Here is a 26,463-nt window from a genome sequence, read left to right as displayed (position 1 = left end):
TAGTTAAGTTGAGTTTGTCTCATGTTCCCTTCCCGGACAAGCCGGTGTGCCGTTACGACTGGGATGGGCCTTGCCACGCCGCCTGGAAATGCTGCCTTGCCAATGGTTTATTGATGTCGCCCCTCCAGATCGATGCCACGTCGCCCGTTGCACTGTCGCGGGCTTGAGCGTGTTGCCATTTCAGCCCCAGACGACGCTGGGCGGGCAGTTTAAGGTGGCCTTTGACAAAGAGGTCGAGCTGGCTGGGCGTAGCCGATTCGTAGTGAAAGTGCGCGTACCACAATGGCTTGGGCGTAGCCTGGCGGACATCGCGGATTTCATATTCCTGCATGAAGTCCGGCCTGCCATCCTGGCGCTTCCCCAGGTCCTCCATGGCGCCTATCTTGCGGATCTCGACAAGCGGCTTGTTATCCAACTGCTGACTGAGCAAATAGTCCAAGTAGCCCTCAGTGGGTGTCTGGCTGTTGATTGACTGGTTAACCCGTAACAGCCGGCCTTGTTCGCGCAGTTCGGTGGCCGCTTGGCGCAATTGCCGGACCAATGCTGCATCCCCCGCCAATTCCCCGATATGACGGGCTTGCAGGTCGAGGGTGTCTGCCTCGCTGGTCATCATGAACTCAAGGTCGGGCGGGAGCATGTTCTGGCGACCGTAGCCGTCGACTCGCGCCTTGTGGGCGGCAAGGTTCTGCAAACGGCTTCTGGCGTCCTGGGTCAAGGCGTTCAGGTCGCGGGCGGTGGGTTGCCAAGGGCTGAGGCTCACTTCGCCCACGCGGCGGAATTTGCCGTCGTTGCCCTGTTCCCAGACATGCTCCTCGCCCCGTTTACCCGTGAGGGTGTAGCGTTGTTTTTGGGCGGCTGAAGTGTTATCGGCTTCACCAATCAGCAGCAGGTTGTCGTCGGTCTCGAATACCCGTTTGCCAGGTGTGCCCGAAACCTTGGACGTGGTGGTGGTCATGGCTTTTTCAGCACGTACTCGCAGGGCGGCGAGTTGGTGATGCATCTGCGCGACATAGGTGTCATCAAACAATTGCGGTGCACCGGCCATCCAACTGTTCAGTTGGCGCTGATAGGTTTCATAGGTGTTGATGCAGTGCTGCAGTATTCGGTTGCGCTGGCCAGGATTGGGGCTTGCCTCAAGCAGATGACGTTGCAGGTACAGCGCCCATATCAAGGCGTTCTCGGCGTTTTTCAGCGGAGCCTGCAGGTAGTGCCAGGCGATGTCGTGGCCGGGCTTGCGATGCGCGATGAGGTCGGTCAATGCCTCGGTCTTGAAGCGTGCGCGTTCAAGTTCGGAATAATGACGGTTGATGACCTCGGCAGCGGTGGCCAGGTTTTTTCGATTGGTTGCAGGGACCAGGGGCAGCCATTGGTTCATCAGTTCAACCGCAGCGTCGATGCGCTGGTAGCAGTCAAATGTCTGGATATGCAGGCCGCGAATCTGTGCCCTGAGGGCTTGCCTGTCGGACACCTGTTCAAAGGGCAGGGCCTGAAGGCGGGTGTCGAGGACGGCGGCTTCATCGGCGTATTTCAGGACTTGTTGCAGGCCAACCTTCACCTGCAGTTGCGTGCACAGGCACACGTTATCGGCGACGCCGCCGCGGGCGTTTCTCAACATGTGGCTGCGGTTCCCCCGCAAATAGCGTGAGAGTGCTACCAGTTCCTCATCCATTTTCAGGGCCTGTGCGGTGAGGTTGCCCGTCGCGCGTTCTAGCTCCGGGATTACGGAGAGATCATCGGCCTGGTAGCGCGGCAGCAGTCGATTGACCTCTGCGCCGCTGGCGTCTATGGACTGCAACGCCGTGCCGATCCGCGACGTCAACCTGCGCTGCTGGCGCAAGGCATGATCGGTCCACCAGCGCGGCAGCCATTGGCGAATCATCGCCGGCCACAGCGGGTCCAGGCGGTCGGCCACGGCACCCATCACATTGCCGCCCCCCGGTAGCCCGCCATCCACCAAGGTGCCGTAGAGGGCGCCATGGGTATCCCATTGGCCGGTGTCGTCCAGCCCGATGGGCTGCTTGTAGGATTTTTTACGGGTGCCGCTGAGTCGCAGGGTTTGGTAAGCCTTGTCGAACTCTACTTGGAAGATCTGGCCCTGGTTGAGGATGAAATCGCCCGCGGGGTGGCGATAGACCTGCCGGTAAATGCCCTGCTTGTCCGGCTGCAGGCCCGCCAGTGAAAGCGGTTTTTCATACGCATATCCGTCGAACCGAGCCAGGATGCTTGCTCGGCTGTGCGATGCCAGGGAGCGCCATGCGCCGTGACTGACGTGGGCTTGTGCCGATTGCCGCAAGCGCATCAACTGGCGCGCCGCATCGGCCCGCACCGCAGGTACGGCGGCCATCGGCACACTATCCATGGCGGCGAACAACAGGCACTCGAACACCGACGCCAGTTGTTCAATGCCGGCGTGCGTTTCACCCTGGCGCAGCGCGTCGACGGCGCCGGCCAGTTGGGTGACGCCATCGATCAGCGACACCGCCGTGCCGACAAAAGGCACGAACCCCAAGGCGATCTTGATCCCATTGAACAGGTGCCCGCTGCGCAGCGCGTAGCGTTCCAGCGCAAGGTTCTCGTTGGAGCGGGCGTCATTGCGGTTGGCCTCGATCAGCCGCCCCATGTGCGCATCCAACAGATGCGCCGACAGTGAGGTGGTGGCCGGCCAGCGTTCGCCCACGCCGATCATGGCCGTGAAGAGTTTTTGCCGGGCCTGGTCGATCCGGCGGATGTGCGCACGCACATCGCCCGTGATGGCGCGGCCGGCGACGTACTGCACCATCTTGTCCAGTCGGCATAGATCGAACAGGCCTTTGCGAGCCTGGTCCAGGCTGTCATAGCGCCGTAAAAAACGTTCGTCGGGCGCGTCGGGCAGGTACAGCAAGGTCAGCCCGCTGGCTTCATCGTGAATGAACGTGATTCCCGACAACGTGATTCTCTGCTCGCCACGGGTATCACGCCCTCCCGTCAAGAGATGCGCCGGTAGCAGGCGGATGCGCCGTGTCCCTGAGTCCCAGGCCGTGGCCGTGTCGGCATCGATGGCGATGTCGAGCAGTTGCAGTTCCGCGTCCGTCAGTTGGTTTTGCAGCCGTGCGTAGCGCCCTTGCAACTGCAAGAGCAGGCGCCAGGGTTTGATCAGCACTTCGCGGCGGTATTGCTGTTCAAAGGTCGACTCTTCCGGGTGACCCCGGAACGTGGCGTAGATATGTTCTTCGTATTTCTTCGCCAGGTTGAGGTCCCGCACCATCGTGCTCAGGTAGCCAGCGGTGAGCCCGGCCTGCAACGCTTGACCTTCCTCGGGGACGTCGCTGGTCACTTTTACCTGCATAAAACCCAGGCGCAGGCTCATTGCGCTGTCGATGTTGGCCAATGCCAGTTGTTCCAGGGACAGGCTGCTGCGTTGGCGACTGGGGACATCCACCAGGCGCGTCGGCGTGCCGCCGATATTGCCGCCGGGGACGATGTCGCGTTGCTGTTGTACCGAATCCGGCAGATCCACGGAGACCGAAAACCCTTGCTCAAGGACGAAATCCTTGCGCAGACGCGCAGCGATATGCCGCCGTACAAAGTCGTCCCGCGCGGGCAATGACTGGTCGAACAACGCTTGCGCACGTTCGATGGCCGGCGGGTAAGCCTGCATCAGCGGTGTCAGGCGTGCACGTTGCTCGGCTGTCTGGTTGCGCAGCCACTGTGGGAGCTGTTCGGCCAGGTGGGCGCCGTTGTCTTGTTCGAGTACCTGCAGGCAGGCCAGGTCTCGGGCTTCATGCACCGGCACCCGCAGATTCTGGAGTGTCTGCAGGCGCAGTTTTTCCAGTTCGGCGGCACGTCGGCGGCCGTCGGGTGGTGCGGGATAATCGGCGCGTATCTGCGCGGCCTGTTCCTCGAACGCGGCATGCTGCAGGTTGAGGCTGTAGTCGAGTGGATCGACGGTCAGTTCCTTGAACTGCATGGAAAGCGCCTGCTCCTCGGGCATCAGGCGTAATACCGAGGAGGCCAGGGCCTGGCGTGAGTCGAACCGCTGCAGGCCGCCTGCGGTGCCAGGCCAGTACAACAACAGGCTGTGAAGGGCGTCGGGTGTGTCGGCCAGTGCGAGCGCGGAGGTAATGACCAGCGGGCCTTTGAGTTCGGTGGTGGTGACGGTGGTCGTGGCATTGCGCTGGCGGGTGATCGACAGCCACAGCGAAGCGACGCACGCCTGCTCGTTGCGCGAAGCGCGCAACGGCTGGTCGAGCACCGTTTCCAGGCGGGTCAGTTCGTGCTGGTTAATCTGCTCCAGGTTCCGTTGCAGCCTGGCCTCGGCTCTCAAACCTTCGCGCCTGGCGGTGTACAGCGCTGTGTATTGGGTGTTGAGGGTCGTGGTGTCCAGCGGCCGCCTGCCCAGCATCGCCACAGCGGCGGCGACTGCCGCCAATTGCTGGGTATGCAGCTCGGCACGTGCTTGCCTGAAGGCGTTCAGGCGCGGCTCATCGCCTTGCAAGGCTTCGATGGCGATGCGTTGTTGCCGGATCATCGCTCGGCGATGGCCGGGGTCAAGGTCGGCACCCAGCCAGCCGAAGGGCGGTGGTGAGTCCAGTTCGACTTCTTCGGCCGCCGGGGCTTGCCAGGGCGGCGCGGCAGAGAACAGAGGGCGCGTGCGTCGTTGCTGGTCCAGTTCGTCACTGTGCAGCAGTGCCAGAGGGGCGCCCTCGCGAAAAACCGGGTGATCGGGTGCGGTGCCCAGGCTCTGCCATTGAGCATCGACCAGCCATGCCAGCCATTGCTCGATGCCGTTGGTCAAGGGCTGCGTCTGTAGGGGGTAGTGGAGGGTCGCCAAGGGATCTTCGACACCGAACAGTTCGCGCTGGTGGCCCAGTACCCAACCCTCCATCCCCGCACGTTGGCTGAAAACCTGCCAGGCCGGCTGATGAAACGGCACGTATAAAAGCTGGCTGACAGGCTGTTCCCCATCCAGGGTGACCACCCAGGCGCCCGGCAGTGAATGCAGGCTGCCGTCGGCAGGTTTGAGCATCAGTTGTTCGGTGAATATTCTCTGGCCGTTCACTGACGGTACGTCCTGCGTCGGCTCAAGCAGTACGAACAGTGGTGTGAGCGGGGTGGCCCGCCCAATGTCCTGGGCCTTGAGCCATAAGCCCGTCGCCTCGAAATGCTCGCGATACAACTGTGCGGCGCGTTGGCGTCGACTGACCGGAGTCTGCGGTGCCCGGCCCGCCCAATAGCGGTTCCAGGCCAGCGTGAGGGCGGCCCTGATATCCAGCTTGTGGACCTGGTCCAACAGTTGCGGCGCCGCCAGCGTGGCCAGTCGATGGCTGGCGGCTAGCTGTAGTACCTGCACATCGCTCAGCGTCGCGGTGTCCGTGGCAGGGTATTTGAGCAGAAACGCACAAGCCTCAGTCAGGGAGCAGCGGCTGGCCAGGTGCTCGCCTATGGGCGGGCTTCGCAGCCCCACCTGGTTACCGTCCAGGTCCAGTTGTTGCTTGAGCGTGTCATTGATGGTCGCTCTCAGTGTCGGCGCATTGGTCATCAGTTCGAGCATGTCTCTACGGCAGTCACGCAAGCGTTGCTCGGCGTGCAGCAGCAGGTTCTCGTCCTGGTTCAACGCCAGGGCCGTATGCGAAGGGGTAAAGTTCGGCAATGGCAGGTCAGCAAGTACTGACGCAGGCAGGTCGGGCATGATGGGGCTTCCTTGGGCAAAAGGCCGATGGTTTCCGGCATCCGCCCATTGAACGCACCTGCGCCGGCGAGGTGGCGCTACATGTGTAGACCTGACCGCTGGGCACTCTTCATCAAACTGTCATGGAACTGTGGCAGCGCGCTTGAACAAACTTCATCAGACTCGCGCTCTACTGGGGTTCTGCGTTTCGGTGTTTTTCATGCGCGTGTTTTTTCTACTGGCCGCTCTATTGTTCGGCCTGCCGTCTTTTGCGGCTTCTCGATGTGATGTCAATGTCCCGACCCAAATGGTCGACCTGGAAAAAGTCAGCATCGCCTACCAGAGTATCGGCCGTGCGTCCGATCCTGCGTTGCTGCTGGTGATGGGCCTGGGCGGGCAGTTGATCCACTGGCCGGACGAAGTGGTGGTCGCCCTGTGTCAGCAGGGCTTCCGGGTGATTCGCTACGACAACCGTGATGTCGGCCTGTCCACCTGGCGTCAGGCTCCGGCCAGCGCCAACCTGACCTTCGAAGTGCTGCGCTACAAGCTTGGCCTGCCGGTGGCGGCACCTTATACGCTGACGGATATGGCCGATGATGCGCTGGGTTTGATGGATGCCTTGCAGATCCGGCAATTCCACGTACTGGGCGCGAGCATGGGCGGCATGATCGCCCAGCACCTGGCGGCCATGGCGCCGCAGCGGGTGGAAAGCCTGACGTTGGTGATGACCAGTTCCGGCGCCGAAGGCCTGCCGGCTCCCAGTGCGGCGCTGGTGCAATTGCTGTCGCGGCGCAGCGCGCCCAATCGCGAGGTGGCGCTGGAGCAGCAAGCGGATTTGCTGGCGGCCCTGGGCAGCCCGCGAGTGAAAGATGATCGTCAGGTATTACTGCAGCAGGCGGCGCTGTCCTATGACCGTGCGTTCAACCCGGATGGCGTGAAGCGCCAGATTATGGCAATCCTCGCCGAGCCCAGCCGCGTGCCGTTGCTCAATCAATTGCGGGTACCGACACTGGTTGTGCATGGCACCGCTGATCCACTGTTGCCGGTGATGCACGGCGTGCACCTGGCCGCGCATATCCAGGGCAGCCAGCTGAAACTGATTCCGGGCATGGCCCATCGCTTCCAGGAAGCCTTCAAGGCACCGTTGCTGACGGCAGTGCTGCCGTACCTGCAAGCCCATCGCGAAGATGCCGCGCACTGGGCACGGATCGACTCGGGTGAGGCTTCGAAGGTGCTGTGAACTTGGTGTATCGTGCAACCTTTACGGCGCGTCAGCGCCAACAAGAACGCCTGCGAGGTTGCCTGTCATGAGTACTCCCCTGAAAATCGATTTCGTCAGCGACGTGTCTTGCCCCTGGTGCATCATTGGTCTGCGCGGCTTGACCGAAGCGCTCGATCAACTGGGCAGCGAGGTGCAGGCAGAGATTCATTTCCAGCCGTTCGAACTCAACCCGAACATGCCCGCCGGCGGGCAAAACATCGTTGAGCACATCAGCGAAAAATATGGTTCTACCGCTGAGCAATCCCAGGCCAACCGTGAACGCATCCGCGACATGGGCGCGGCGTTGGGCTTCGCCTTCCGCACCGATGGCCAGAGCCGCATCTACAACACCTTCGACGCCCATCGCCTGTTGCATTGGGCCGGATTGGAAGGTTTGCAGTACAACCTCAAGGAAGCGCTGTTCAAGGCCTATTTCAGCGATGGCCAGGACCCGTCCGACCACGCGACCCTGGCGATCGTCGCCGAAAGCGTAGGGCTGGACATCAAGCGCGCGGCCCAGATCCTGGCCAGCGACGAGTACGCCGCCGAGGTGCGCGAGCAGGAGCAATTGTGGGTGTCCCGTGGCGTGACCTCGGTACCGACCATCGTGTTCAACGACCAGTACGCGGTCAGCGGTGGCCAGCCGGCGGAAGCCTTCATCGGGGCCATTCGTCAGATCATCAGCGAAGCGAAAGGCTGAGCCTCAGTCAAACTTGTAGCTGATCGCCGTCTGCACCTGGCCCTGGTTCACGTCACCGGTTTTCTTGACGATGCTGCTGTTGGCCGCCGAACCGACCAGGTGCGTCCAACTGGCGCTGGTCATTAACGACCAATGGCTCGCCAGCGGGAACTCAAAGCTTTGGGTCAACGTCAGGTTCTGGAAGCCGGCGCCGGCGTTGTAAGCGCGAATACCTGAGGCGGCGGATTCCTTGGCGTCGACGCCGAAGAAGGCCTGGGTCTGGCGGGCGTCGGCAAAGTACGCCATCAGGCCCGTGCTGCCGATGATGTTGCCACCCAGCGGGTAACCCAGTTCGCCACCGAGTTTGCCCAGCATGCCGGTTCGATTGCGTGCGCCGCCGACGGCTTGGCCGACCTGGGTGTAGACGCGCCAGAAATCGGCCGGGGCGTATTGGATGAAGCCACCGACCTCGGCCATGTCCGGCACATCACGCAAGCCGCGCAGAGACCCGTTGGCAGTGCGGCCCTGCAGGTAATTGATATAGGGACCGGCGGTAAAGCCGTTGGTATTGAGTGCGCTCCAGGTCAGGCCGTCGTCCGTACCCAGGCTGACATTACCCCAATCCAGATCCAGGTAAGGCACCGGCTTGACTTCGTAGCTGCTGGCGGTGGGGTCGCGGGGCTGATAGCTGACACCGGCACCCACCTGGCCGGTGATACCGGCGGCCCACACGGTGCTGGAAACGCCCAGCAAACCGAGCAGACCGGTGAGTACAGTGCAAGTGACTTTGAACATTAAGCGAATTCCTTACAGGACTGGCGCGCATTCACGCGCGAAGGGTGCCCGCCGCGCAAGCACTCATCTTGTTTGTAGCAAGCTACAAAAATTGTAGCTTGCTCGACACATATAACCACACGTCTCAGCCAAAACCCCAGCCCCGCTGGCTTTCAGCCAGTTGGCACATTCTCTGCTATACCTCGGTGGCAAGCGCATACAGCGCGCTCCATCAAGGTAAACGCAATGATCCAGTGGCATATCGTGTGTGACTTCGACGGGACCATCACCCCCACCGATGTCATCGACAACGTCCTCCAACGCTTCGCCGGCCCCGAGTGGGAAACCATCGAACAGGAATGGCTGGATGGACATATCGGTTCCCGCGAATGCCTGAGCCGTCAACTGGCGCTGATCAAAGCGACCCCGGCAGAGTTGCTGGCGTACTTCGATAGCGTCGAAATCGATCCGGACTTCCCGGACTTCGTCGATCACGTCATGGGCCTGGGCGCCACCATCGAGGTGGTCAGCGATGGCATCGAACAGGGCATCGCGCGCATCCTGTCGCGCAACTACGTGACCCTGCTGCCGATCCTTGCCAACCGCCTGCGCCAGGTCGACCAGAACAGCTGGCGCATCGACTTCCCGTATTCCAGCGACGCCTGTCGTGCCGCTGCCGGCAACTGCAAGTGCAAATCCACTCCGCGCAACAAGCGCGTGCTGGTGATTGGCGACGGCAAGTCCGACATGTGCGTGGCTTCCACCGCCGACTTCGTCTTCGCCAAAGGCAGCCTCGCTAAATACTGCGAAGCCAACGACATCCCTCACGCGCGCTTCGACACCTTTGCCGAACTGCCTGCGTTGCTGGCCAAGCTGCCGATGGGCATCGCCGCCAACGCCACCACCTTTACAGCTGAAAATCAGGAACTCTTCCACCATGTCTGATATCCGTATCGCTACCGCCGAAGACCAGGTTCTTCTGGATAAAGAAGCCAAGTATTGCTCCTACGGCGACACCGTTCACTACATTGAGCCACCGCGTATTTTCAGCCGTTGCGAAGGCTCCTACGTGTGGGATACCGAAGACCAGGCTTATCTCGACCTGCAAATGTGGTACTCGGCCGTTAACTTCGGCTATGCCAACCCGCGCCTGAACAACGCGCTGAAACAGCAGATCGACACGCTGCCGCAAATCGCCAGCCAATACCTGCACAAAGGCAAGATCGAGCTGTCGGAAATGATCGCAGTCGACGCCAAGAAAAAATTCGGCCTCGATGGTCGCGTGCACTTCAACGTCGGCGGTTCGCAGTCGATCGAAGACTCCCTGAAAGTCGTGCGTAACGCCAGTAACGGCAAGAGCCTGATGTTCGCCTTCGAAGGCGGCTACCACGGCCGTACCCTCGGCGCGTCGTCGATCACTTCCAGCTACCGCTACCGTCGCCGTTACGGCCACTTCGGCGAGCGCGCGCAGTTCATCCCGTTCCCGTACCACTTCCGCGGCCCTAAAGGCATGACCAAGGAAGAGTACGGCAGCCACTGCGTGCAGCAATTCGCCCGTCTGTTCGAGACCGAATACAACGGTGTGTGGGACCCGAAAGTCGGCTCCAGCGAATACGCAGCGTTCTACGTCGAGCCGATCCAGGGCACCGGCGGCTACGTGATCCCACCGATGAACTTCTACCGCGAACTCAAGCACGTACTGGATCAACACGGCATCCTGATGGTGTCGGACGAAATCCAGATGGGCTTCTACCGTACCGGCAAGCTGTGGTCGATCGAACACTTCGACGTGCAGCCGGACATAATCGTCTTCGGTAAGGCGTTGACCAACGGCCTGAACCCACTGGGCGGCATCTGGGCCCGTGAAGAGCTGATCAACCCGAAGATCTTCCCACCAGGTTCGACCCACTCCACCTTTGCCTCCAACCCATTGGGTACGGCGGTAGGTCTGGAAATGTTCAAGATGACCAGCGAAGTCGACTACGGCGCCATGGTCATGGCCAAGGGCAAGTACTTCCTGGAAGGTCTGCAAGACCTGCAGAAGCGTTTCCCGATCATCGGCGACGTTGATGGCCTGGGCCTGGCCCTGCGCTGCGAAATCTGCGGCCCGGATGGCTTCACGCCAGACAAGGCGACCCTGGACTACATGGTCGAAGAAGGCATGAAGGGCGACATGGTGGTTGATGGCCAGAAACTCGGCTTGATTCTCGACGTGGGCGGCTACTACAAAAACGTGATCACCCTGGCCCCGTCCCTGGAAATCAGCTACCCGGAAATCGACCTGGGCCTGAAACTCCTGGAGCAACTGCTGGTGCGAGCGACCAAACGGTGAACAGCATCGGAGTCGACCTCGGTGAGGGTGACGCCGGCTTCATTCTGGGTGAAGGCCCGGTCGGGATTCTGTTGATCCACGGCCTGACCGGCACCCCGACGGAGTTGCGCCAGGTCGCCAAGGGGTTGGCCAAGGTGGGCAACTGCACGGTGTACGTGCCCACTCTGGCTGGACACTGCGGCGATAACAGCGACTTGCAGGCCACTGGCTGGCTGGACTGGTATGAAGGCGTGCGCAAGACTTTTGCGCAGGTCAAGCAGCGCCACGAGCAGGTGTTTGTCGGTGGCTTGTCCATGGGCGCGGTGATGTCGATGTATGTGGCCGCCGAACACCCAGGGCAAGTGGCCGGGCTGCTGATGTACTCCACCACCTTGAAGTACGACGGCTGGAGCATTAACAAACTGGCGTTCCTGACGCCATTGCTGATGAAGATTCCATTCGGCGTGCACATTTGCCGCTTCGAAGAGAAGCCGCCTTACGGCATCAAGAACGAGCGCCTGCGCTCGATCGTCGAACGGCAGATGAAGGAAGGGGAGAGCAGCGAGGCCGGTTTGCTGACCATGGAGGGCATCACGGTGCGCGAATTGCACCGCATGAACGCTGTGGTCAAGAAACGCATGCCTGAGGTCAAGGTGCCGGCGCTGGTGCTGCATTCCATCGAGGACGACATCACCAGCCGTTGGAACGCCGATTACGTGGAGCGCCATCTCGGTGGGCCCGTGACCAAGATCTTGCTGGACAACTGCTATCACATGATCACCGTCGACCTGCAATACCGCCGGGTGATCGAGTTGAGCGCCGAGTTCATCGAACAACATTCCGCCGCTATCCAGGCGCCCGTAGATTACCGCCAGCGGGCATAAGCCTGGGGGCGTGAGGTGATCATCGCCCAAGCCGTCTTGGGCGTTGAATCATCCTGCGCCGGGCCTGGAACGGCTGGAAGAAAGCGCGGTCTGTGTCCTTGACTGGGCGGACGAGCGAGCTCCAGTGCAACAGCCTGTTCTTCCTCCATCATGATGGGGGGCGAACGGGCTGCCTAAACTCGCGAAAATGTTTCTTCGACCGGATCGTTCCGACCCTGCCATGGCTGCTGTGATAAGCGAAACCCGATGATCACCAAAACCCGCCCAAAAGCCCGCCCCTTTGCCATCTCGCGCTGGAGCGTCCAGCGTAAGCTGGTGCTGGCGTTCTGGCTGGTCAGCGTCATTCCTACCATGATTGCGGCTGAATTGGCGGCTACCACGCTGTCCCAGATCTTCGACAGCAACGTGCGCATCTGGCTGCAAGAGTCGACCAAGATCGTCAAGGATGAGGTCGGCAACATCCTCCATGACAACGCGCGCATGGCCAAGCTGTTCATGCGCTACACCAGCCCGCCGTCAAGCAAGCAGGCCGCCAGGCACGACCGGCTTACCGCCGACATTGCCAGCGCCACCGACATCGACGTGGTTGCGTTGGTTCGCGCGAGCGACCACAAGATAGTGTTCAGTACGGCGTCTGACGATGTGGTCAAACAGATCAACCTGACCAGCAACGCCGTCTTGCAGACTGTGCAGGTCGCCGGCGTGACCACAGGGTTGGTGGTCTCGACGTTCGAGACGACGCAGGAGGGGGAAGATTACCTGCTTCTGGTCGCCACCTACCTGGACAGCAGTTTCCTCACCAGCGTGGCGGATGTTCACTCCCTCGACCTGCGCCTGTACCTGGCCAACCCGTCCGGGTTTTCCGAGATATTCTCGACCCAGCGTTTTGATGATCACCCTTCGCGCATTCCGAAGAGTGTCGAGACGGCCATGCGTGCCACCAAACAGCCGAGTGAGCAGTTCACCAACAATTACAGCGGGTTGTATTGGCCGATCTTCAACGACGCCGGCGACTTGCAAGGCGTGATCTTCAGTGGCTTGCTGCGCCACACCAGCCTCGTCGGGCTGGTGAACCAGAGCAACCTGTTTTTGCTGATTTTCCTGCTCAGCTCGGCGTTGTCCCTGGGCGCCGGGGTCTTGGTTTCACGGCGCCTGACCAAACCGCTGCGGGACTTGTCCCAAGGCGTGAACGCGGTGATCTCCGGCAATTATGAGCACCGTGTGCTGGTCAGTGGCGGCGACGAACTGGCGCAGTTGAGCAGCACCTTCAACCACATGACCGAGCGCCTGGGCGAGCTGCACCACCTGGAAGCCCAGTTGCGCCGCCGTGACCGCTTGCACGCCCTCGGCGAGGTCGCCATGGGCCTGGCCCACGAAATCCGCAACCCGCTGGGGATCATCAAGACCGCCACCCAGTTGTTGCATCGCCGCGCCGACTTGGCGGAGACCGACAAGCGCCACCTGGAATACGTGATCAGCGAAGTCAGCCGCATCAACGACCTGATCACCGAGTTTCTCGATTTCGCCAAACCCAACCCGCCGTTGCGCGTGTTGCAGGCGGCGCGCCCGGTGGTAGAAGAAATCCTGGGGTTCTGCGGACCGGAATTGGCCACCCACAACATTGATGCGCACATCATCGACCAGGCCCCTGGCGCGACCCTCTACGCCGATGCCAAACAGGTCAAGCAGGCGTGCCTCAACCTGATTCTCAATGCCGTCGATGCGATGCCCGAAGGCGGGCGCCTGACGTTGGGCATCGCCAGCACGGGCGGCTACACCGTGATCAGCATCGCCGACACGGGCCAGGGCATCCCGGCGGATATGATTGAGCGTATCTTCACGCCATTCGTCACCACCAAGGCGTCGGGCACAGGCCTGGGGCTGGCTAAAGTCTATTCGATCATGGAAAGTCACGACGGCAGCATTGAATGTGCCAGTGAGAAAGATGCCGGCGCTACCTTCACCCTGTACATTCCGGCGCAGGGTGAAGACGACGGTGATGATGAGGAAGGTCATGACGCATAACGTGTTGGTAGTCGACGACGAGCCCAAGCTGTGTGACTTGCTGTCGTCTGCCTTGAGCCAGAATGGTATTCAGGTGTTCACCGCAAGCAATGGCCTGCATGCGCTCAAAGTGCTGGAGCAGGAAGACATCGATCTGGTGATCAGTGACTGGCGCATGCCGGGCATGGATGGTCCCGCGCTGCTGGCCGAGATCAAGGTGCGCTTCCCGGACCTGCCGGTGATCGTGATGACGGCCTACAGCACCGTGAAAAACGCCGTGCAGTCGATGCGCAATGGCGCCTATGACTACATCGCCAAGCCGTTCGACATCGACGAGCTGGATATCACCGTGGCCAAGGCCTTGCAGTTTCGCGACATCCTGCGCGATAACGCGCGGCTGCGTGCCGAGCTGGATCACCATGCACAATTCGACAGCCTGGTGGGCGAAAGCCCGGCCTTTCGCCAGGTGCTGCACTCGATCGACTCGGTACGCGACAGCAATGCAACCATCCTGCTGACCGGCGAAAGCGGCACCGGCAAGGAAATGGTCGCCCGTGCCATCCACAAGCATGGCAGCCGTGCCGACAAACCGTTCGTGGCGGTCAACTGCGCGGCGATCCCCGAAGGCTTGCTGGAAAGCGAGATGTTCGGCCATCGCAAAGGCGCGTTCACCGGCGCGGTGAGTGACCGGGTCGGACGCTTCATGCAGGCGGACAAGGGCACGCTGTTCCTGGACGAAGTGGGCGACATGCCCCTGGCCCTGCAGGCCAAGATCCTGCGGGCGTTGCAGGAGCGGGTGATCGAGCCGGTGGGCGACCCGCGCGAGCGCAAGGTCGATGTGCGCGTGATTGCCGCGACGAACAAGAACCTGCTGGATGCGGTGGCCAATAAAGAATTCCGCGAAGACCTGTATTACCGCCTCAATGTATTCCCGATTCCTTTGCCGCCCCTGCGTGAGCGTGTCGAAGACATCGTGCCTCTGGCCCGGCACTTCGCCGAGACCCTGAGCGCTACTGCCGGCAAACGCATCACCGGCTTCAGCCCGGAAGCGTTGCAGGCCATGGCGGCCTACAACTGGCCGGGCAATATCCGTGAACTGCAGAACTGCGTGGAGCGGGCGACCATTGTGGCGGCCAAACCGGTGATTGAAGACATCGACCTGCCGGCTTATCTGTTCGCTTCCAAACCCGCCGAGGGTGGCGTGAGCACGATTCTCAGCGAAGGCCCCGGTGTACCTCAGGACCTGGATGCGGCGCTGGCGGAGGTGGAGAAAGCCTACATCCTGGCGGCCTTGCAAGAGAGCAACGGAGTACAGGCCGCGGCGGCGTCGAAGATCGGGATTTCCGAAAGAAGCTTCTGGTATCGCCTGAAAAAGCTGGGCATCCAGGTGGAAAAAATTATCCGCTGATCTTCCTGGGTAGCCTGGACCTTGTGTTGGGGCGCGTGTCAGGTGTGCATGCGTACCCAGATGCTCACCAACACCGTCGCTGCGATCAGCCATGCGACCGCTGCCACGGCTAAAGAGGCTTCCAGACGCAGCCGATCCACCATCACGTACAATGTCGCCAAATACACAAAATACGGAATGATCGACCACATCCCGAACAGGATCGTGGTCTTCAAGTCGTCCAACGACCGGCCTTTTCCCACGATGTAATGGGCGATCAGTGCAAAGGTTGGAAACAGCGGCACCAGCCCTGCGATGTAGTAATTCCTGGTCTTGGCCAGTGCGGCCAGAATCAACACCACCGCCGCGCCCAATGCGGCTTTCAATAGCAGATCCACTGTGCGCTCCTTAGTGGCTCAAGCCATATTTCTTGACCTTGTCGAACAGGGTGGTCTTGGCCATCCCCAACTCCTGGCTGGCTTGTGTCAGGTTGCCGCCGCTGCGTTGCAGGGCGTCGTTGAGCAGGTTGCGCTCGAAGGCTTCAACCGCTTCGGTGAAGGCCAGGCCCTGATTGCCGCTGCTGGCGCCGCTTTTCTTGAAGGCGGGCAGGCCCAGGGCGAAACGTTCGGCGACGTTGCGCAGTTCGCGCACGTTACCGGGCCAGTCGTGGCTCATCAGGCTCGAGAGGGTCTGGTTATCCAGCTCCGGCGCGGCGCGGTCGAAACGCAGGGACGACTGCTGCAGGAAGTGTTCGAACAGTTGCAGGATGTCTTCGCGGCGTTCGCGCAGCGGTGGCAATTCCAGGGTCACCACGTTGAGGCGGTAGTACAGGTCGCTGCGGAACTGGCTGGCGCGGCTCAACTCGTCGAGGTCGGCTTTGGTGGCGGCGATGACCCGGCAATCCACCGCCACGCTCTGGTTCGAGCCCAGGCGTTCGAGCGTACGCTCCTGCAACACCCGCAACAATTTGATCTGCAGGTTGATCGGCATGCTTTCCACTTCATCGAGGAACAGCGTGCCTTCGTGGGCATGTTCGATCTTGCCGATGCGTCGCTTGCCGGCACCAGTAAACGCGTTGGCTTCGTGACCGAAAATCTCGCTTTCGAACAGGTTCTCCGGCAGGCCGCCGCAGTTCAACGCGACGAACTGATGGGCGTGGCGCCGGCTGAAATCGTGCAGGCAACGCGCGACCAGTTCCTTGCCGGTACCGGTTTCGCCTTCGATCAGCACGTTGGCCGAGGTGTCGGCGACGTTGGCGATCAGTTCGCGCAGATGCTGCATGGCCGGCGAGCGGCCAATGATGCGGCCTTCCAGGGAGTCGCGCTCAGCCAACTGACGGCGCAGCGCCCATACTTCCCGTGCCAGGCCGCGTTGCTCCAGGGCGCGGCGCGCCACATCGACCAGACGCTCGGGGGAGAAGGGTTTTTCCATGAAGTCGTAGGCGCCGTTGCGCATGGCGCCCACCGCCATGGAGATATCGCCATGGCCGGTGATCAGTACCACCGGCAGGCTTTTATCCCGGGCCTTCAGGCGGGTCAACAGCTCCAGGCCGTCGATGCCCGGCAGGCGAATATCGCTGATCACAATGCCGGCAAAATTCTCGCCGATGCGCTTGAGCGCTTCTTCGGCACTGCCTACGCCCACACTGTGGATATCTTCCAGTGCCAGGGCTTGTTGGCAGCCGAGCAATACATGGGGGTCGTCTTCGACGATCAGGACGGTGAGGTCGTCCTTGGGGACTGTGGCGTCTGTATTCATGTCGACTCAGCTGTTTGAGCGCCTGCCAGCGGCAAGCACAGGACAAAGGCGGTACCACCAGTGGCCGGGTGTTCCACGGCGAGGTTGCCGCCGGTGGCCGCCGCGAGGCTGGCCGAAAGGGTCAGGCCCAGGCCCAGGCCCTGTTCGCCTGGCTTGGTGGTGAAGAACGGTTCGAACAAATGTTTGCGTGCCTCGGGGTCGACACCGTGACCGTTGTCGCGCACTTGCAGGCGGTATTTGCCGTCGGCGCTGTGGCCGTCCAGCCACAGTGCCGGCGCCGGCTGTGCCTGCATGGCGTCAAGGGCATTGCCGATCAGGTTGACCAGGATCTGTTCCAGGCGCGTCTGGTCGATCTGCAACTGGGCGTTGGCGAAGTTGCGATGAAGGGTTATCGGCAAGCCGTCCAGACGCGCCCCCAGCAACTCGAACGCGGCGTCCACGGCTTTGCCGAGGTTGGCTTCGCCCTGGTCGTCACCGCGTCGGGCAAACGAGCGCAAGCTGGCGGTGATGCGGCCCATGCGGTCGATCAGTTCGTTGATGGTTTTGAGATTCGCGCTGGCGGTGTCTAGGGCACCGCGCTCAAGGAAACGCACGGTGTTGCCCGACAGCGTGCGCAGGGCCGCCAGCGGCTGGTTCAATTCATGGGCGATACTGGTGGACATCTGCCCGATGGCTGCCAGCTTGCCCGCCTGTACCAGTTCATCTTGGGCGCGGCGCAGGGTTTCTTCGGCCTGGCGCCGTTCGCGGATCTGACCCTTGAGCCGTTCGTTGCTGGCACGCAGGTCGGCGGTGCGTTCGGCAATCCGCCGCTCCAACTGGCTATTGGCTTCCTGCAAGGCTTCGCGGGCCGCCAGGCGGGTGGCGATGACCTTGCGCCGTTCGTTCCAGGCGATCAGCAGAAAGGCCACCAGGCCGAAGGCGACGGCCACCAGGATGCCTTGATTGATTGCCGCGCGGCGCAGGTCATTGAGCGGCGTCAACAAGGTGAAATTCCACGGCGTGTCGTTGAGCGGACGGGTTTGTGCCAGGTAGCTGACCGCATGCTCATCGTTCACCACTTCACTGTTGGCCGGAAAGGTGAGTTTCTCGGTGCCTTCGTTGAGGCGCTCGCGGGCCAGGGGTTGCAGCTCGTTCAGGGTCGCCCAGTAATATTGCAGGCTGTGGGCCAGGCGCTCCTTGGTGTCATCGCTCAGTGGGCGCACGGCCTTGAGACGGCGGGCCGGGTCGCTGGAGAGGATGATGATGCCGTTTTCATCGCTGACAAACGCTTCGAGGCGTGCACGTTGCCAGCGTTCTTCCAGGGCTTCGAGACGCACTTTGACCACGGCCACGCCGATGATCTTGCCGTGCTCTTCCAGGCCATGGGCCAGGTAATAGCCGGGTTCGCCGTTGGTGCTGCCGATGCCGTAGAAACGGCCGGGTTGGCCACGCACGGCGTTCTGGAAATAGGCACGGAAGGACAGGTCTTCACCCTGGTAACTGTCGGCATCGCGCCAGTTACTGGTGGCCAGTACACGGCCGGTGGTGTCCATCACGTAGATGGCCCGGCTGCGACTGCGTCGGTTCAGGCCCTCCAGGTAATCGTTGACGGTTTTGCGCGTCTCCTGATTCGGATCGGCCAGCAGTTGGGAAACGCTGGACTCCAACTCAAGGAGGCTGGGCAGGTAGGTGTATTTGCTCAGTTCGCTTTCGACGGTGCGGGCGTGCAGCTCCAACTGGCGTTCGCCATTGTCGCTGAGCGTGCGGATGCCATAGAACTCACTGACCCAGAAGCCGATGTAGCCCAGGCCGATCATCAGGGCAATGATCAACGGCGGCAGGAACAGTTGGCGAATCAGACGTGGTTTCACGGCAAGTGATGGCGGTGCGGCGCGAAATTGGTTGGGGTCGCATTTCATCACAGATGCCTTGGGTCAGCTACTTCTCCCCCCGACTGCAGGAGCGAGTTGCTTTTTAGTGCTGCAAGATTTTTTCGAGGAAGTGCTGCGCGCGTTCGGAGCGCGCGCTGATATCGCCGAAGAACTCTTCTTTCGGGCAGTCTTCGATGATCTTGCCGGCATCCATGAAAATCACGCGGTCGGCCACTTTACGGGCAAAGCCCATTTCGTGGGTCACGCACATCATGGTCATGCCTTCCTGTGCCAGTTGCACCATCACATCGAGCACTTCGTTGACCATTTCCGGGTCGAGGGCCGAAGTGGGTTCGTCGAACAACATGACGATCGGGTCCATGGCCAGGGCGCGAGCAATCGCCACCCGTTGCTGCTGGCCGCCGGACAGTTGGCCCGGATGCTTGTGGGCGTGAGCCGACAGGCCAACGCGGTCAAGCAGTTGCAGGCCCTTCTTGGTGGCTTCTTCCTTGCTGCGGCCGAGCACCTTGATCTGCGCGATGGTCAGGTTTTCGGTGATGGTCAGGTGCGGGAACAGTTCGAAGTGCTGAAAGACCATGCCCACGCGCGAGCGCAGTTTCGGCAGGTTGGTCTTCGGGTCGGCGATGGAGGTGCCGTCGACCACGATGTCGCCCTTCTGGAACGGTTCCAGCGCGTTGACGCATTTGATCAGGGTGGATTTGCCCGAGCCCGATGGCCCGCACACCACGATCACTTCGCCTTTTTTAACCTCGGTGCTGCAATCGGTGAGCACCTGGAAGTCGCCATACCACTTGTTGATGTTCTTGATAGAGATCATACGGCAAACCTTTTTTGCAGACGCTTGACCAGCAGCGAGGCGGAAAAGCTGATGATGAAGTAGACGACACCGGCGAAGATCAGGAACTCATTGGAGCGGCCAATGATGTCGCCGTTGGAACGGGCGGAATTGAGGAAATCCACCAGGCCCACGGTGTAGACCAGCGAGGTGTCCTGAAACAGGATGATCGACTGTTGCAGCAGCAACGGGGTCATCTTTCGGAACGCCTGGGGCAGGATGATCAGGCGCATGGTCTGGCCATAGGTCATGCCCATCGCTTGGGCTGCGCCCATCTGGCCCTTGGGGATCGACTGCACGCCGGCCCGCACGATTTCACAGAAGTACGCGGCTTCGAACATCATGAAGGCCACGACGCAGGATGTGAACGCGCCGATCGGGGTGTCCTCGCCTGTGATCCAGCGCAACACGAACGGTACCGCCAGGTAGAACCAAGTGATCACCAGCAGCAGCGGGATCGAGCGGAAGTAGTTCACATAAGCGCCGGCCAGGCGCGACAGCAGTTTGTTGGACGACAGGCGCATCAGCGCGAGGATCGTACCCAGCGCGATGCCGCCGACCACGCCCATGACCATCAGTTGCAGGGTCATGAGCATGCCGTTCCACAGGCCGGGGATGGCGGGGATGATGCCGCTGAAATCGAAGTCCATTATTTACCCCCCACGGAGATCAGGCCGGGCACGGCGACTTTCTTCTCGACCAGACGCATCAGCAACATCAGGCTCATGTTCAGGGTGAAGTAGATCAATGTGGCCAGGGTGAAAGCTTCAAACAGGTTGGCCGAGAACTCGGCGGTCTGCTTGGTTTGCGCCAGCAACTCCATCAGGCCGATCAAGGACGCCACGGAGGAGTTCTTGAAGACGTTGAGGAATTCCGAGGTGAGCGGCGGAATGATGATCCGGTAGGCTTGGGGCAGCAGCACGTTCCAGTAGATCTGCGGCAGCTTGAAGCCCATGGCGCGCGCGGCGGATTCCTGGCCGCGTGGCAGCGCCTGGATGCCGGTGCGCACCTGCTCGCACACTCGAGCGGCGGTGAACAGGCCCAGGCACACGACAACACTCAAGTAGGCCGAGGTGGTCGGGTTGAGGTCTTGTTTGTACCAGTCCTGCAGGTTCTGCGGCAGCATGTCGGGTACCAGGAAGTACCAGATGAACAGCTGAACCAGCAGCGGCACGTTACGAAACAGTTCCACGTAGCAGGTCGCGATGCCCGATACGAGACGGTTTGGCACGGTGCGCATGACCCCCAGTATGGAGCCCAGCAGCAAGGCGATAATCCATGCCACGACAGCGATGGCGATGGTCCAGCCCAGGCCGGCGATGTACCAGTCGAGATAAGTCTCGCTGCCCACGCCGGTGGACTTGAAGAATACGCCCCAGTCCCAGTTGTAATTCATTAGGGTCTCCCCTCGAGATCGATCGATGTACAAGCACCCGCTTGGGGAAGATCCTTTCCCGCCTGACAGTGAACGTCAGGCACACGCGATCGGCTCGAAAACCGCCAGGTCGAGTGTTCCAAATTAAAGCCAGCAGGTAGTAACAGACGCCTGAGGGAGCGTTGGCCCCCTCAGGAGATAAGCTTAGTCAGGTCTCAGATTTTTACGTCAGGCGCTGGCTTGTCGCTTGGGTTGGCGATCAGCTCCTTGACCTTGTCGCTCATCGGGAATTTCAGGTTCAGGCCTTTAGGTGGGATCGGGCTTTCGAACCATTTGCTGTAGATCTTGTTGATTTCGCCGGATTTGAACAGGGCAACGATGGCGTCATCGACAGCTTTCTTGAAGGCTGGGTCGTCTTTACGAACCATGCAGGCGTAGGCTTCGAAGGATTGTGGAGTACCGGTGATGACCCAGTCGTCCGGCTTCTTGGCCTTGGCTTCTTCACCGGCGAGCAGGGCGTCGTCCATCATGAAGGCGACGGCGCGGCCGCTTTCCAGCATCTGGAAGGATTCGCCGTGGTCTTTGGCGGAGATGACGTTCATGCCCATCTGCTTGTCGGCATTCATCGCCTTGATGATGCGCTCGGAAGTGGTGCCGGCGGTGGTCACGACGTTCTTGCCTTTCAGGTCGGCGAAGTCGGCGTAGCTCGGCTTGCCATCCTTGTCTTTCTTGACCAGCAGACGGGTGCCGATTTCGAAGATGTTGATGGTGAAATCAACTTGCTGGGCGCGTTCGGCGTTGTTGGTGGTGGAACCGCACTCAAGATCCGCAGTGCCGTTCTGGATCAGCGGGATACGGGTTTGCGAGGTGACCAGGTTGTACTTGGTCTTCAGGTCGGGCTTGTTCAGGTCTTTTTTCAGTTGCTCGACGACAGCCACTTGAATGTCGTGGGAGTAGCCGACAGGTTTGCCCGAACCATCCGCGATGTAGGAAAACGGAATGGAGCTGTCGCGGTGTGCGAGCGTGATGGTGCCGGAATCGTTGATCTTCTTCAGCGTGCCGGTGAGCTCGGCGGCGAAAACTGGAGTGCTGATCAGAGCAGCAGCGATAGCTGCGCCCAGAATATGGGGAACGATGCGCATCAATACTTCCTCGACATTTGTTTTTTTTATGAAGCCGGCTAGACGGCTCTCTTGTACAGCGAATGCCTGTAACGGCTCCTGAGGCGTCTCAGGCAATCGTCAGGAAGTGTAGAGCATGACTCGTGCCATACCCGAAGTAAAAGGTTAACTGACTGATTTACATGGATATTAAATTTGTATGACGGCGGTTTTACACCGGCGCAATACGGTAAACCGAATGGTGCAGGGGATGCTGTTCGGAAAACCGAATGGGCATGGGGCTATAAAAAAGCCCCTGGACCTTAGGGTGCAGGGGCTTCGGCGATCGGGTTACGGCTCAGGCTGCTTCGATCTTGGCGCGGTTCTGTTCCACCTTGGACAGGTACCGCTGCAGGTTTTCCTGTTCCTGCGGGGTGGTGAACAGGCCCAGTTTGGTACGGCGCCACAACACGTCCTGCGGTTGTGTCACCCATTCTTCGGCGCATAGGTAATCGACTTCACGGGTGTACAGGCCCCCACCCAGGTGGTCGCCCAGGTCAGCCAGCGATTGCACGCCTTCCAGCAGGCGCCAGGTGCGGCTGCCATACGTGGTCGCCCAGCGCTGGGCAATTTCGCGCGGTACCCAGGCGAATTTGCTGCGAATGGCGTCGGCCAGGGCTTGTGGTGTGGTCATGTTTTCGCCGCCGGGCAGGCTGGCTGTTGCGGTCCAGCTTGGACGCATTTGGGTGAAGAACGGCGCTAGCTGTGCCATCGCCGACTCGGCCAGCTTACGGTAGGTGGTCAGCTTGCCGCCGAATACCGACAGGATCGGCGCTTCACCGTTACCGCCGGACAGTGCCAGGGTGTAGTCGCGGGTGATGGCCGATGGGTTATCCGACTCATCGTTGCACAGCGGGCGTACACCGGAGTAAGTGTGGACGATGTCGTCGCGGCTCAGCTGCTTCTTGAAGTGGGCGTTGACTACATTGAGCATGTAGTCGGTTTCACCTTCGGTAATCGCCACTTTAGCCGGGTCGCCGGTGTATTCACGGTCAGTGGTGCCGATGATGGTCAGGTGGTCCTGATACGGAATGGTGAAGACAATGCGCTGGTCTTCGTTCTGCAGGATGTGCGCGTGGGCGCCTTCGTACAGCCTCGGCACGATCAGATGGCTGCCCTGGATCAGGCGGATGCCGTAGGGCGAATCCAGCTTCAGGTCATCCTTGATGAACTTGGCGACCCAGGGGCCAGCGGCGTTCACCAGCGCCCGGGCGCGGATCGAGAACAGACTGCCATCGGCGCGCTCCATGTTCATTTCCCACATGCCGTTGCTGCGATGTGCACTGACGCAACGGGTCTGGGTATGGATATGTGCGCCTTTCTCGCGGGCGGCCATGGCGTTGAGTACCACCAGGCGGGCGTCATCGACCCAGCAGTCGGAGTACTCGAAGCCTTTGGTGATTTCGCTTTTCAGCGGACTGTCAGGGCCGAACTTGAGGCTTTTGGAGCCTGCAAGTTTCTCGCGCTTGCCCAAGTGGTCGTACAGGAACAGGCCGGCGCGAATCATCCATGCCGGACGCAGATGCGGACGGTGCGGCAACACGAAACGCATCGGCTTGACGATGTGCGGGGCCTTGGCCAGCAGCACTTCACGTTCGGCCAGGGCTTCGTGCACCAGGCGGAACTCGTAATGTTCCAGGTACCGCAGGCCGCCGTGAATCAGCTTGCTGCTGGCAGAAGACGTGTGGCTGGCAAGGTCGTCCTTTTCGCAAAGGAATACCGACAACCCGCGCCCGGCTGCGTCTGCTGCAATGCCGACGCCATTGATCCCGCCACCGATTACGGCAACGTCATAGACTTCGGCAAGCGGTGGAGCAGGCAAGGTGGAAGGGGTCATCGGCTGGCCTCGCGATCTTTTCGTCTTTGAATTCGAACATTAATGTTCATTTGCGAAAATGGTAGCTGATAAACACGCCCACAGCCACCCAACTTCGATTGAAAAAACTCATCGAAGGGCGGAAAAAGGAAAATTTGTGAACATGAACCCCGGGGCGGGCTTAAGGATAAGGGCTGCACACCGGAGCTGGCCCCTCCCTCATTCAACCGGGTTCCAGCAAGGGAGCACAGTCAATGCGGGAGGAGGCCTGCTCCGATCACGGCCGGACAGTCGCTAAACGACTTCCAGGCGAACTTTGTGCTGGTTGAGCAACTGCACCAACGCCGGTACCGGCTGCTGGTCGGTCACCAGGCAATCCACCAGACTGATCGGCCCCAAGCGAATCATGGCGTTGCGCCCGAACTTGCTGGAGTCCGCCGCCAGGATAACTTGGCGTGCATTGGCGATGATCGCCTGGGAAACCCTTACTTCCTGATAATCGAAATCCAACAGACTGCCGTCTTCGTCGATGCCGCTGATGCCCACCAAGGCAAAATCGACCTTGAACTGGTTGATGAAGTCGACGCTGGCCTGGCCCACCACACCGCCGTCCCGGCGCACATTGCCGCCGGTCAGCAACACATCGAAGTCGTCCTTGGCACTGAGCATGGCGGCGACGTTGAGGTTGTTTGTGATGATTTTCAGGTGGTTGTGATTGAGCAGCGCACGGGCGATGGATTCGGTGGTGGTGCCGATATTGATGAACAAAGAGGCATGGTCGGGAATTTGTGCGGCGATGGCTTCACCGATGCGCTGTTTCTCATCGCGCATTTGGTCGGCACGCATGGCGTATGCCGTGTTCTCGACACTGGAATCATAGGCCGCGCCGCCATGGTAGCGGCGCAACAGATTGGCGTCCGCCAGTTGGTTGATATCGCGGCGGATGGTTTGCGGGGTGACAACGAACAGCTGCGCCATTTCCTCGATACTGACGTAGCCGCGTTCGCGGACCAGTTCGAGGATTTGTTGTTGGCGGGGAGGCAGATTCATGGGGCGTCCTTTGGGCTGCCATACAAAAAGTGGCCCATGATGACGCAGCAAGCGGCTCCCCGCCAGTTACAACCCGATATGGATCCGGCAGTTGGCTTATTCGGCGCCTTCGTGGGGCTCCCAGTCGCGGGTGCGGCTGACCGCTTTCTGCCAGCCTGAGTACAACTTCTCCTTGGCTGCCTCATCGAGCTGTGGTTCGAATTCGCGCTCGATCACTGCTTTACCGCGCAACTCCTCCAGGCTACCCCAGAAGCCACACGCCAGACCCGCCAGGTAAGCCGCACCGAGGGCCGTGGTTTCGCGCATTTGCGGGCGCTCGACCTGAGTACCGAGGATGTCGGCCTGGAATTGCATCAGGAAGTTGTTGGCCACTGCACCGCCGTCTACACGCAGAGCCCTGAGGCGTTCGCCCGAGTCCTGCTGCATGGCGTCGAGGACGTCGCGAGTCTGGTAGGCAATAGACTCCAGGGCTGCACGAATAATGTGATCCACGCGAACGCCGCGGGTCAGGCCGAACAGCGCGCCACGGGCGTAGGGGTCCCAGTACGGAGCGCCCAGGCCGGTGAACGCCGGCACCAGGTATACGCCGTTGCTGTCCTTGACCTTACCGGCGAAGTACTCGGTGTCGTGGGCGTCATTGATGATTTTCAACTCATCACGCAGCCACTGCACGGTGGAGCCACCGTTGAAGACCGCGCCTTCCAAGGCGTAGGCCACTTCGCCGCGCGGGCCGCAGGCAATGGTGGTGAGCATGCCGTGCTTGGACTTCACGGCTTTGTCGCCGGTGTTCATCAGCAGGAAACAACCGGTGCCGTAGGTGTTCTTGGCTTGGCCCGCTTCGACGCACATCTGGCCGAACAGGGCGGCCTGCTGGTCACCGGCGATGCCGCCGATGGCGATGCCGCTTTTGGTGCGGCCGTAGATTTCGGAGGAGGACTTCACCTCCGGGAGCATTTCCCGAGGGATGTCGAGAATCTCCAGCATTTTCGCATCCCACTCCAGGGTGTGGATGTTGAAGAGCATGGTGCGCGAGGCGTTGGTGTAGTCGGTAACGTGGGTCTTGCCGCCGGTAAATTTCCAGATCAGCCAGCTGTCGATGGTGCCGAACAGCAGCTCGCCGTTGCGCGCACGCTCGCGGCTGCCTTCGACGTTGTCGAGAATCCACTTGAGCTTGGTGCCGGAGAAGTACGGGTCGGTAACCAGGCCCGTGGTGTCGCTGATGTATTGCTCATGGCCATTGCGCTTGAGCTGCTGGCAGATCTCCGTGCTACGGCGGCACTGCCAGACGATCGCATTGTAGATCGGGCGACCGGTGACTTTGTCCCACACCACAGTGGTTTCACGCTGGTTGGTGATGCCGATGGCGGCAACCTGGTCATGGTGCAGGCCGGCTTGGGCCAGGGCCTCGACCATCACTGCGCTCTGGGTGGCGAAGATTTCCATCGGGTCATGTTCGACCCAGCCAGCCTGCGGGTAATGCTGAGCGAATTCACGCTGGGCGGTGCATACCACGTTGGCGTCCCGATCAAAAATGATCGCCCGCGAACTGGTGGTGCCCTGATCAAGGGCAATGATGTAGTTCTTGTTCTGAATGTCGGTCATGTCGATTGCCTTGGACGGAAGTAAGGAAGTCAGTAATCAGCCTGGGCCG

General features: G+C 60.7%; 19 protein-coding genes and 1 pseudogene. 8 read left to right on the top strand and 12 right to left on the bottom strand.

The features are described 5' to 3' along the window. Positions 1–52: 52 nt before the first annotated feature. Positions 53–5,668 (bottom strand): dermonecrotic toxin domain-containing protein, encoded by a 5,616-nt coding sequence (locus tag EXW71_RS10225; RefSeq protein ID WP_134658386.1) that lies wholly within the window; start codon positions 5,666–5,668, stop codon positions 53–55. Between the two features lie 199 nt (positions 5,669–5,867). On the opposite strand from EXW71_RS10225, the gene EXW71_RS10220 reads away from it, so the two are divergent. Together EXW71_RS10220 and EXW71_RS10215 are read left to right on the top strand one after the other, a co-directional pair. Then, entirely contained in the window at positions 5,868–6,887 is a 1,020-nt protein-coding gene (locus EXW71_RS10220; RefSeq protein WP_134658928.1) for an alpha/beta fold hydrolase, read from the top strand. A 67-nt stretch (positions 6,888–6,954) separates the two neighbouring features. Further along, positions 6,955–7,608 carry a DsbA family oxidoreductase gene (locus tag EXW71_RS10215; protein WP_134658384.1) on the top strand — a complete coding sequence of 218 codons (654 nt, stop codon included), beginning with the start codon at positions 6,955–6,957 and terminating at the stop codon, positions 7,606–7,608. A 3-nt stretch (positions 7,609–7,611) separates the two neighbouring features. Here EXW71_RS10215 and EXW71_RS10210 read toward each other — a convergent pair whose 3' ends face one another. Next, entirely contained in the window at positions 7,612–8,382 is a 771-nt protein-coding gene (locus EXW71_RS10210; protein ID WP_134658382.1) for a MipA/OmpV family protein, read from the bottom strand. Positions 8,383–8,607: 225 nt separating this feature from the next. Here EXW71_RS10210 and EXW71_RS10205 point away from each other — a divergent pair, with 225 nt between their 5' ends. From EXW71_RS10205 to EXW71_RS10180, 6 genes and pseudogenes are all read left to right on the top strand, one after another. Then, positions 8,608–9,306, top strand: a complete 699-nt coding sequence (locus tag EXW71_RS10205; protein WP_123714771.1) for an MtnX-like HAD-IB family phosphatase — start codon at positions 8,608–8,610, stop codon at positions 9,304–9,306. Then, the gene (locus EXW71_RS10200) at positions 9,299–10,693 is read left to right on the top strand and encodes an aspartate aminotransferase family protein (RefSeq protein ID WP_123714772.1); all 1,395 of its coding nucleotides are present in this window, start codon (positions 9,299–9,301) and stop codon (positions 10,691–10,693) included. Before EXW71_RS10205 ends, EXW71_RS10200 begins: the two co-directional genes overlap by 8 nt. After that, entirely contained in the window at positions 10,690–11,556 is an 867-nt protein-coding gene (locus EXW71_RS10195; protein ID WP_123714773.1) for a carboxylesterase, read from the top strand. The genes EXW71_RS10200 and EXW71_RS10195 overlap by 4 nt, the downstream gene beginning before the upstream one ends. A gap of 116 nt (positions 11,557–11,672) precedes the next feature. Next, positions 11,673–11,806 (top strand): annotated as a pseudogene (locus tag EXW71_RS29050) (GNAT family N-acetyltransferase); the annotation flags it as partial. Then, positions 11,803–13,581 carry a HAMP domain-containing sensor histidine kinase gene (locus EXW71_RS10185; RefSeq protein WP_123714774.1) on the top strand — a complete coding sequence of 593 codons (1,779 nt, stop codon included), beginning with the start codon at positions 11,803–11,805 and terminating at the stop codon, positions 13,579–13,581. The pseudogene EXW71_RS29050 and the gene EXW71_RS10185, both read left to right, overlap by 4 nt. Continuing rightward, positions 13,571–14,968 (top strand): sigma-54 dependent transcriptional regulator, encoded by a 1,398-nt coding sequence (locus EXW71_RS10180; RefSeq protein ID WP_134658380.1) that lies wholly within the window; start codon positions 13,571–13,573, stop codon positions 14,966–14,968. Before EXW71_RS10185 ends, EXW71_RS10180 begins: the two co-directional genes overlap by 11 nt. 38 nt (positions 14,969–15,006) lie before the next feature. Here EXW71_RS10180 and EXW71_RS10175 read toward each other — a convergent pair whose 3' ends face one another. From EXW71_RS10175 to glpK, 10 genes are all read right to left on the bottom strand, one after another. Further along, positions 15,007–15,345 carry a GlpM family protein gene (locus tag EXW71_RS10175; RefSeq protein ID WP_123714776.1) on the bottom strand — a complete coding sequence of 113 codons (339 nt, stop codon included), beginning with the start codon at positions 15,343–15,345 and terminating at the stop codon, positions 15,007–15,009. A gap of 10 nt (positions 15,346–15,355) precedes the next feature. Further along, positions 15,356–16,705 (bottom strand): sigma-54 dependent transcriptional regulator, encoded by a 1,350-nt coding sequence (locus tag EXW71_RS10170; protein ID WP_123714777.1) that lies wholly within the window; start codon positions 16,703–16,705, stop codon positions 15,356–15,358. Next, on the bottom strand, positions 16,702–18,603 hold the full coding sequence (locus EXW71_RS10165) for a sensor histidine kinase (RefSeq protein WP_123714778.1): 1,902 nt from the start codon (positions 18,601–18,603) through the stop codon (positions 16,702–16,704). Before EXW71_RS10165 ends, EXW71_RS10170 begins: the two co-directional genes overlap by 4 nt. A gap of 55 nt (positions 18,604–18,658) precedes the next feature. Next, a complete protein-coding gene (locus EXW71_RS10160; RefSeq protein ID WP_060753935.1) occupies positions 18,659–19,393 on the bottom strand; it encodes an amino acid ABC transporter ATP-binding protein in 735 nt (244 codons plus the stop codon). Then, positions 19,390–20,061, bottom strand: coding sequence for an amino acid ABC transporter permease (locus tag EXW71_RS10155; RefSeq protein ID WP_134658378.1), 672 nt, complete (start codon positions 20,059–20,061; stop codon positions 19,390–19,392). Before EXW71_RS10155 ends, EXW71_RS10160 begins: the two co-directional genes overlap by 4 nt. Beyond that, positions 20,061–20,807, bottom strand: a complete 747-nt coding sequence (locus EXW71_RS10150; RefSeq protein ID WP_134658376.1) for an amino acid ABC transporter permease — start codon at positions 20,805–20,807, stop codon at positions 20,061–20,063. Before EXW71_RS10150 ends, EXW71_RS10155 begins: the two co-directional genes overlap by 1 nt. Positions 20,808–21,001: 194 nt before the next feature. Beyond that, positions 21,002–21,928, bottom strand: a complete 927-nt coding sequence (locus tag EXW71_RS10145; RefSeq protein ID WP_134658374.1) for a glutamate/aspartate ABC transporter substrate-binding protein — start codon at positions 21,926–21,928, stop codon at positions 21,002–21,004. Between the two features lie 316 nt (positions 21,929–22,244). Further along, positions 22,245–23,783 (bottom strand): glycerol-3-phosphate dehydrogenase, encoded by a 1,539-nt coding sequence (glpD, locus tag EXW71_RS10140; protein WP_134658372.1) that lies wholly within the window; start codon positions 23,781–23,783, stop codon positions 22,245–22,247. A 273-nt stretch (positions 23,784–24,056) separates the two neighbouring features. Continuing rightward, complete coding sequence (locus EXW71_RS10135; RefSeq protein ID WP_123714781.1) at positions 24,057–24,812, bottom strand: DeoR/GlpR family transcriptional regulator; 756 nt, start codon at positions 24,810–24,812, stop codon at positions 24,057–24,059. Positions 24,813–24,908: 96 nt separating this feature from the next. Continuing rightward, entirely contained in the window at positions 24,909–26,414 is a 1,506-nt protein-coding gene (gene glpK / locus EXW71_RS10130; RefSeq protein ID WP_123714782.1) for a glycerol kinase GlpK, read from the bottom strand. Positions 26,415–26,463: the final 49 nt, after the last annotated feature.

Source organism: Pseudomonas sp. BCA17, from assembly GCF_004519405.1.
In the GTDB taxonomy this organism is placed as follows: Bacteria; Pseudomonadota; Gammaproteobacteria; order Pseudomonadales; family Pseudomonadaceae; genus Aquipseudomonas.
The sequence above is the reverse complement of the archived record's forward strand: the minus strand, read 5'-3'. Positions and strand labels throughout refer to the sequence as shown.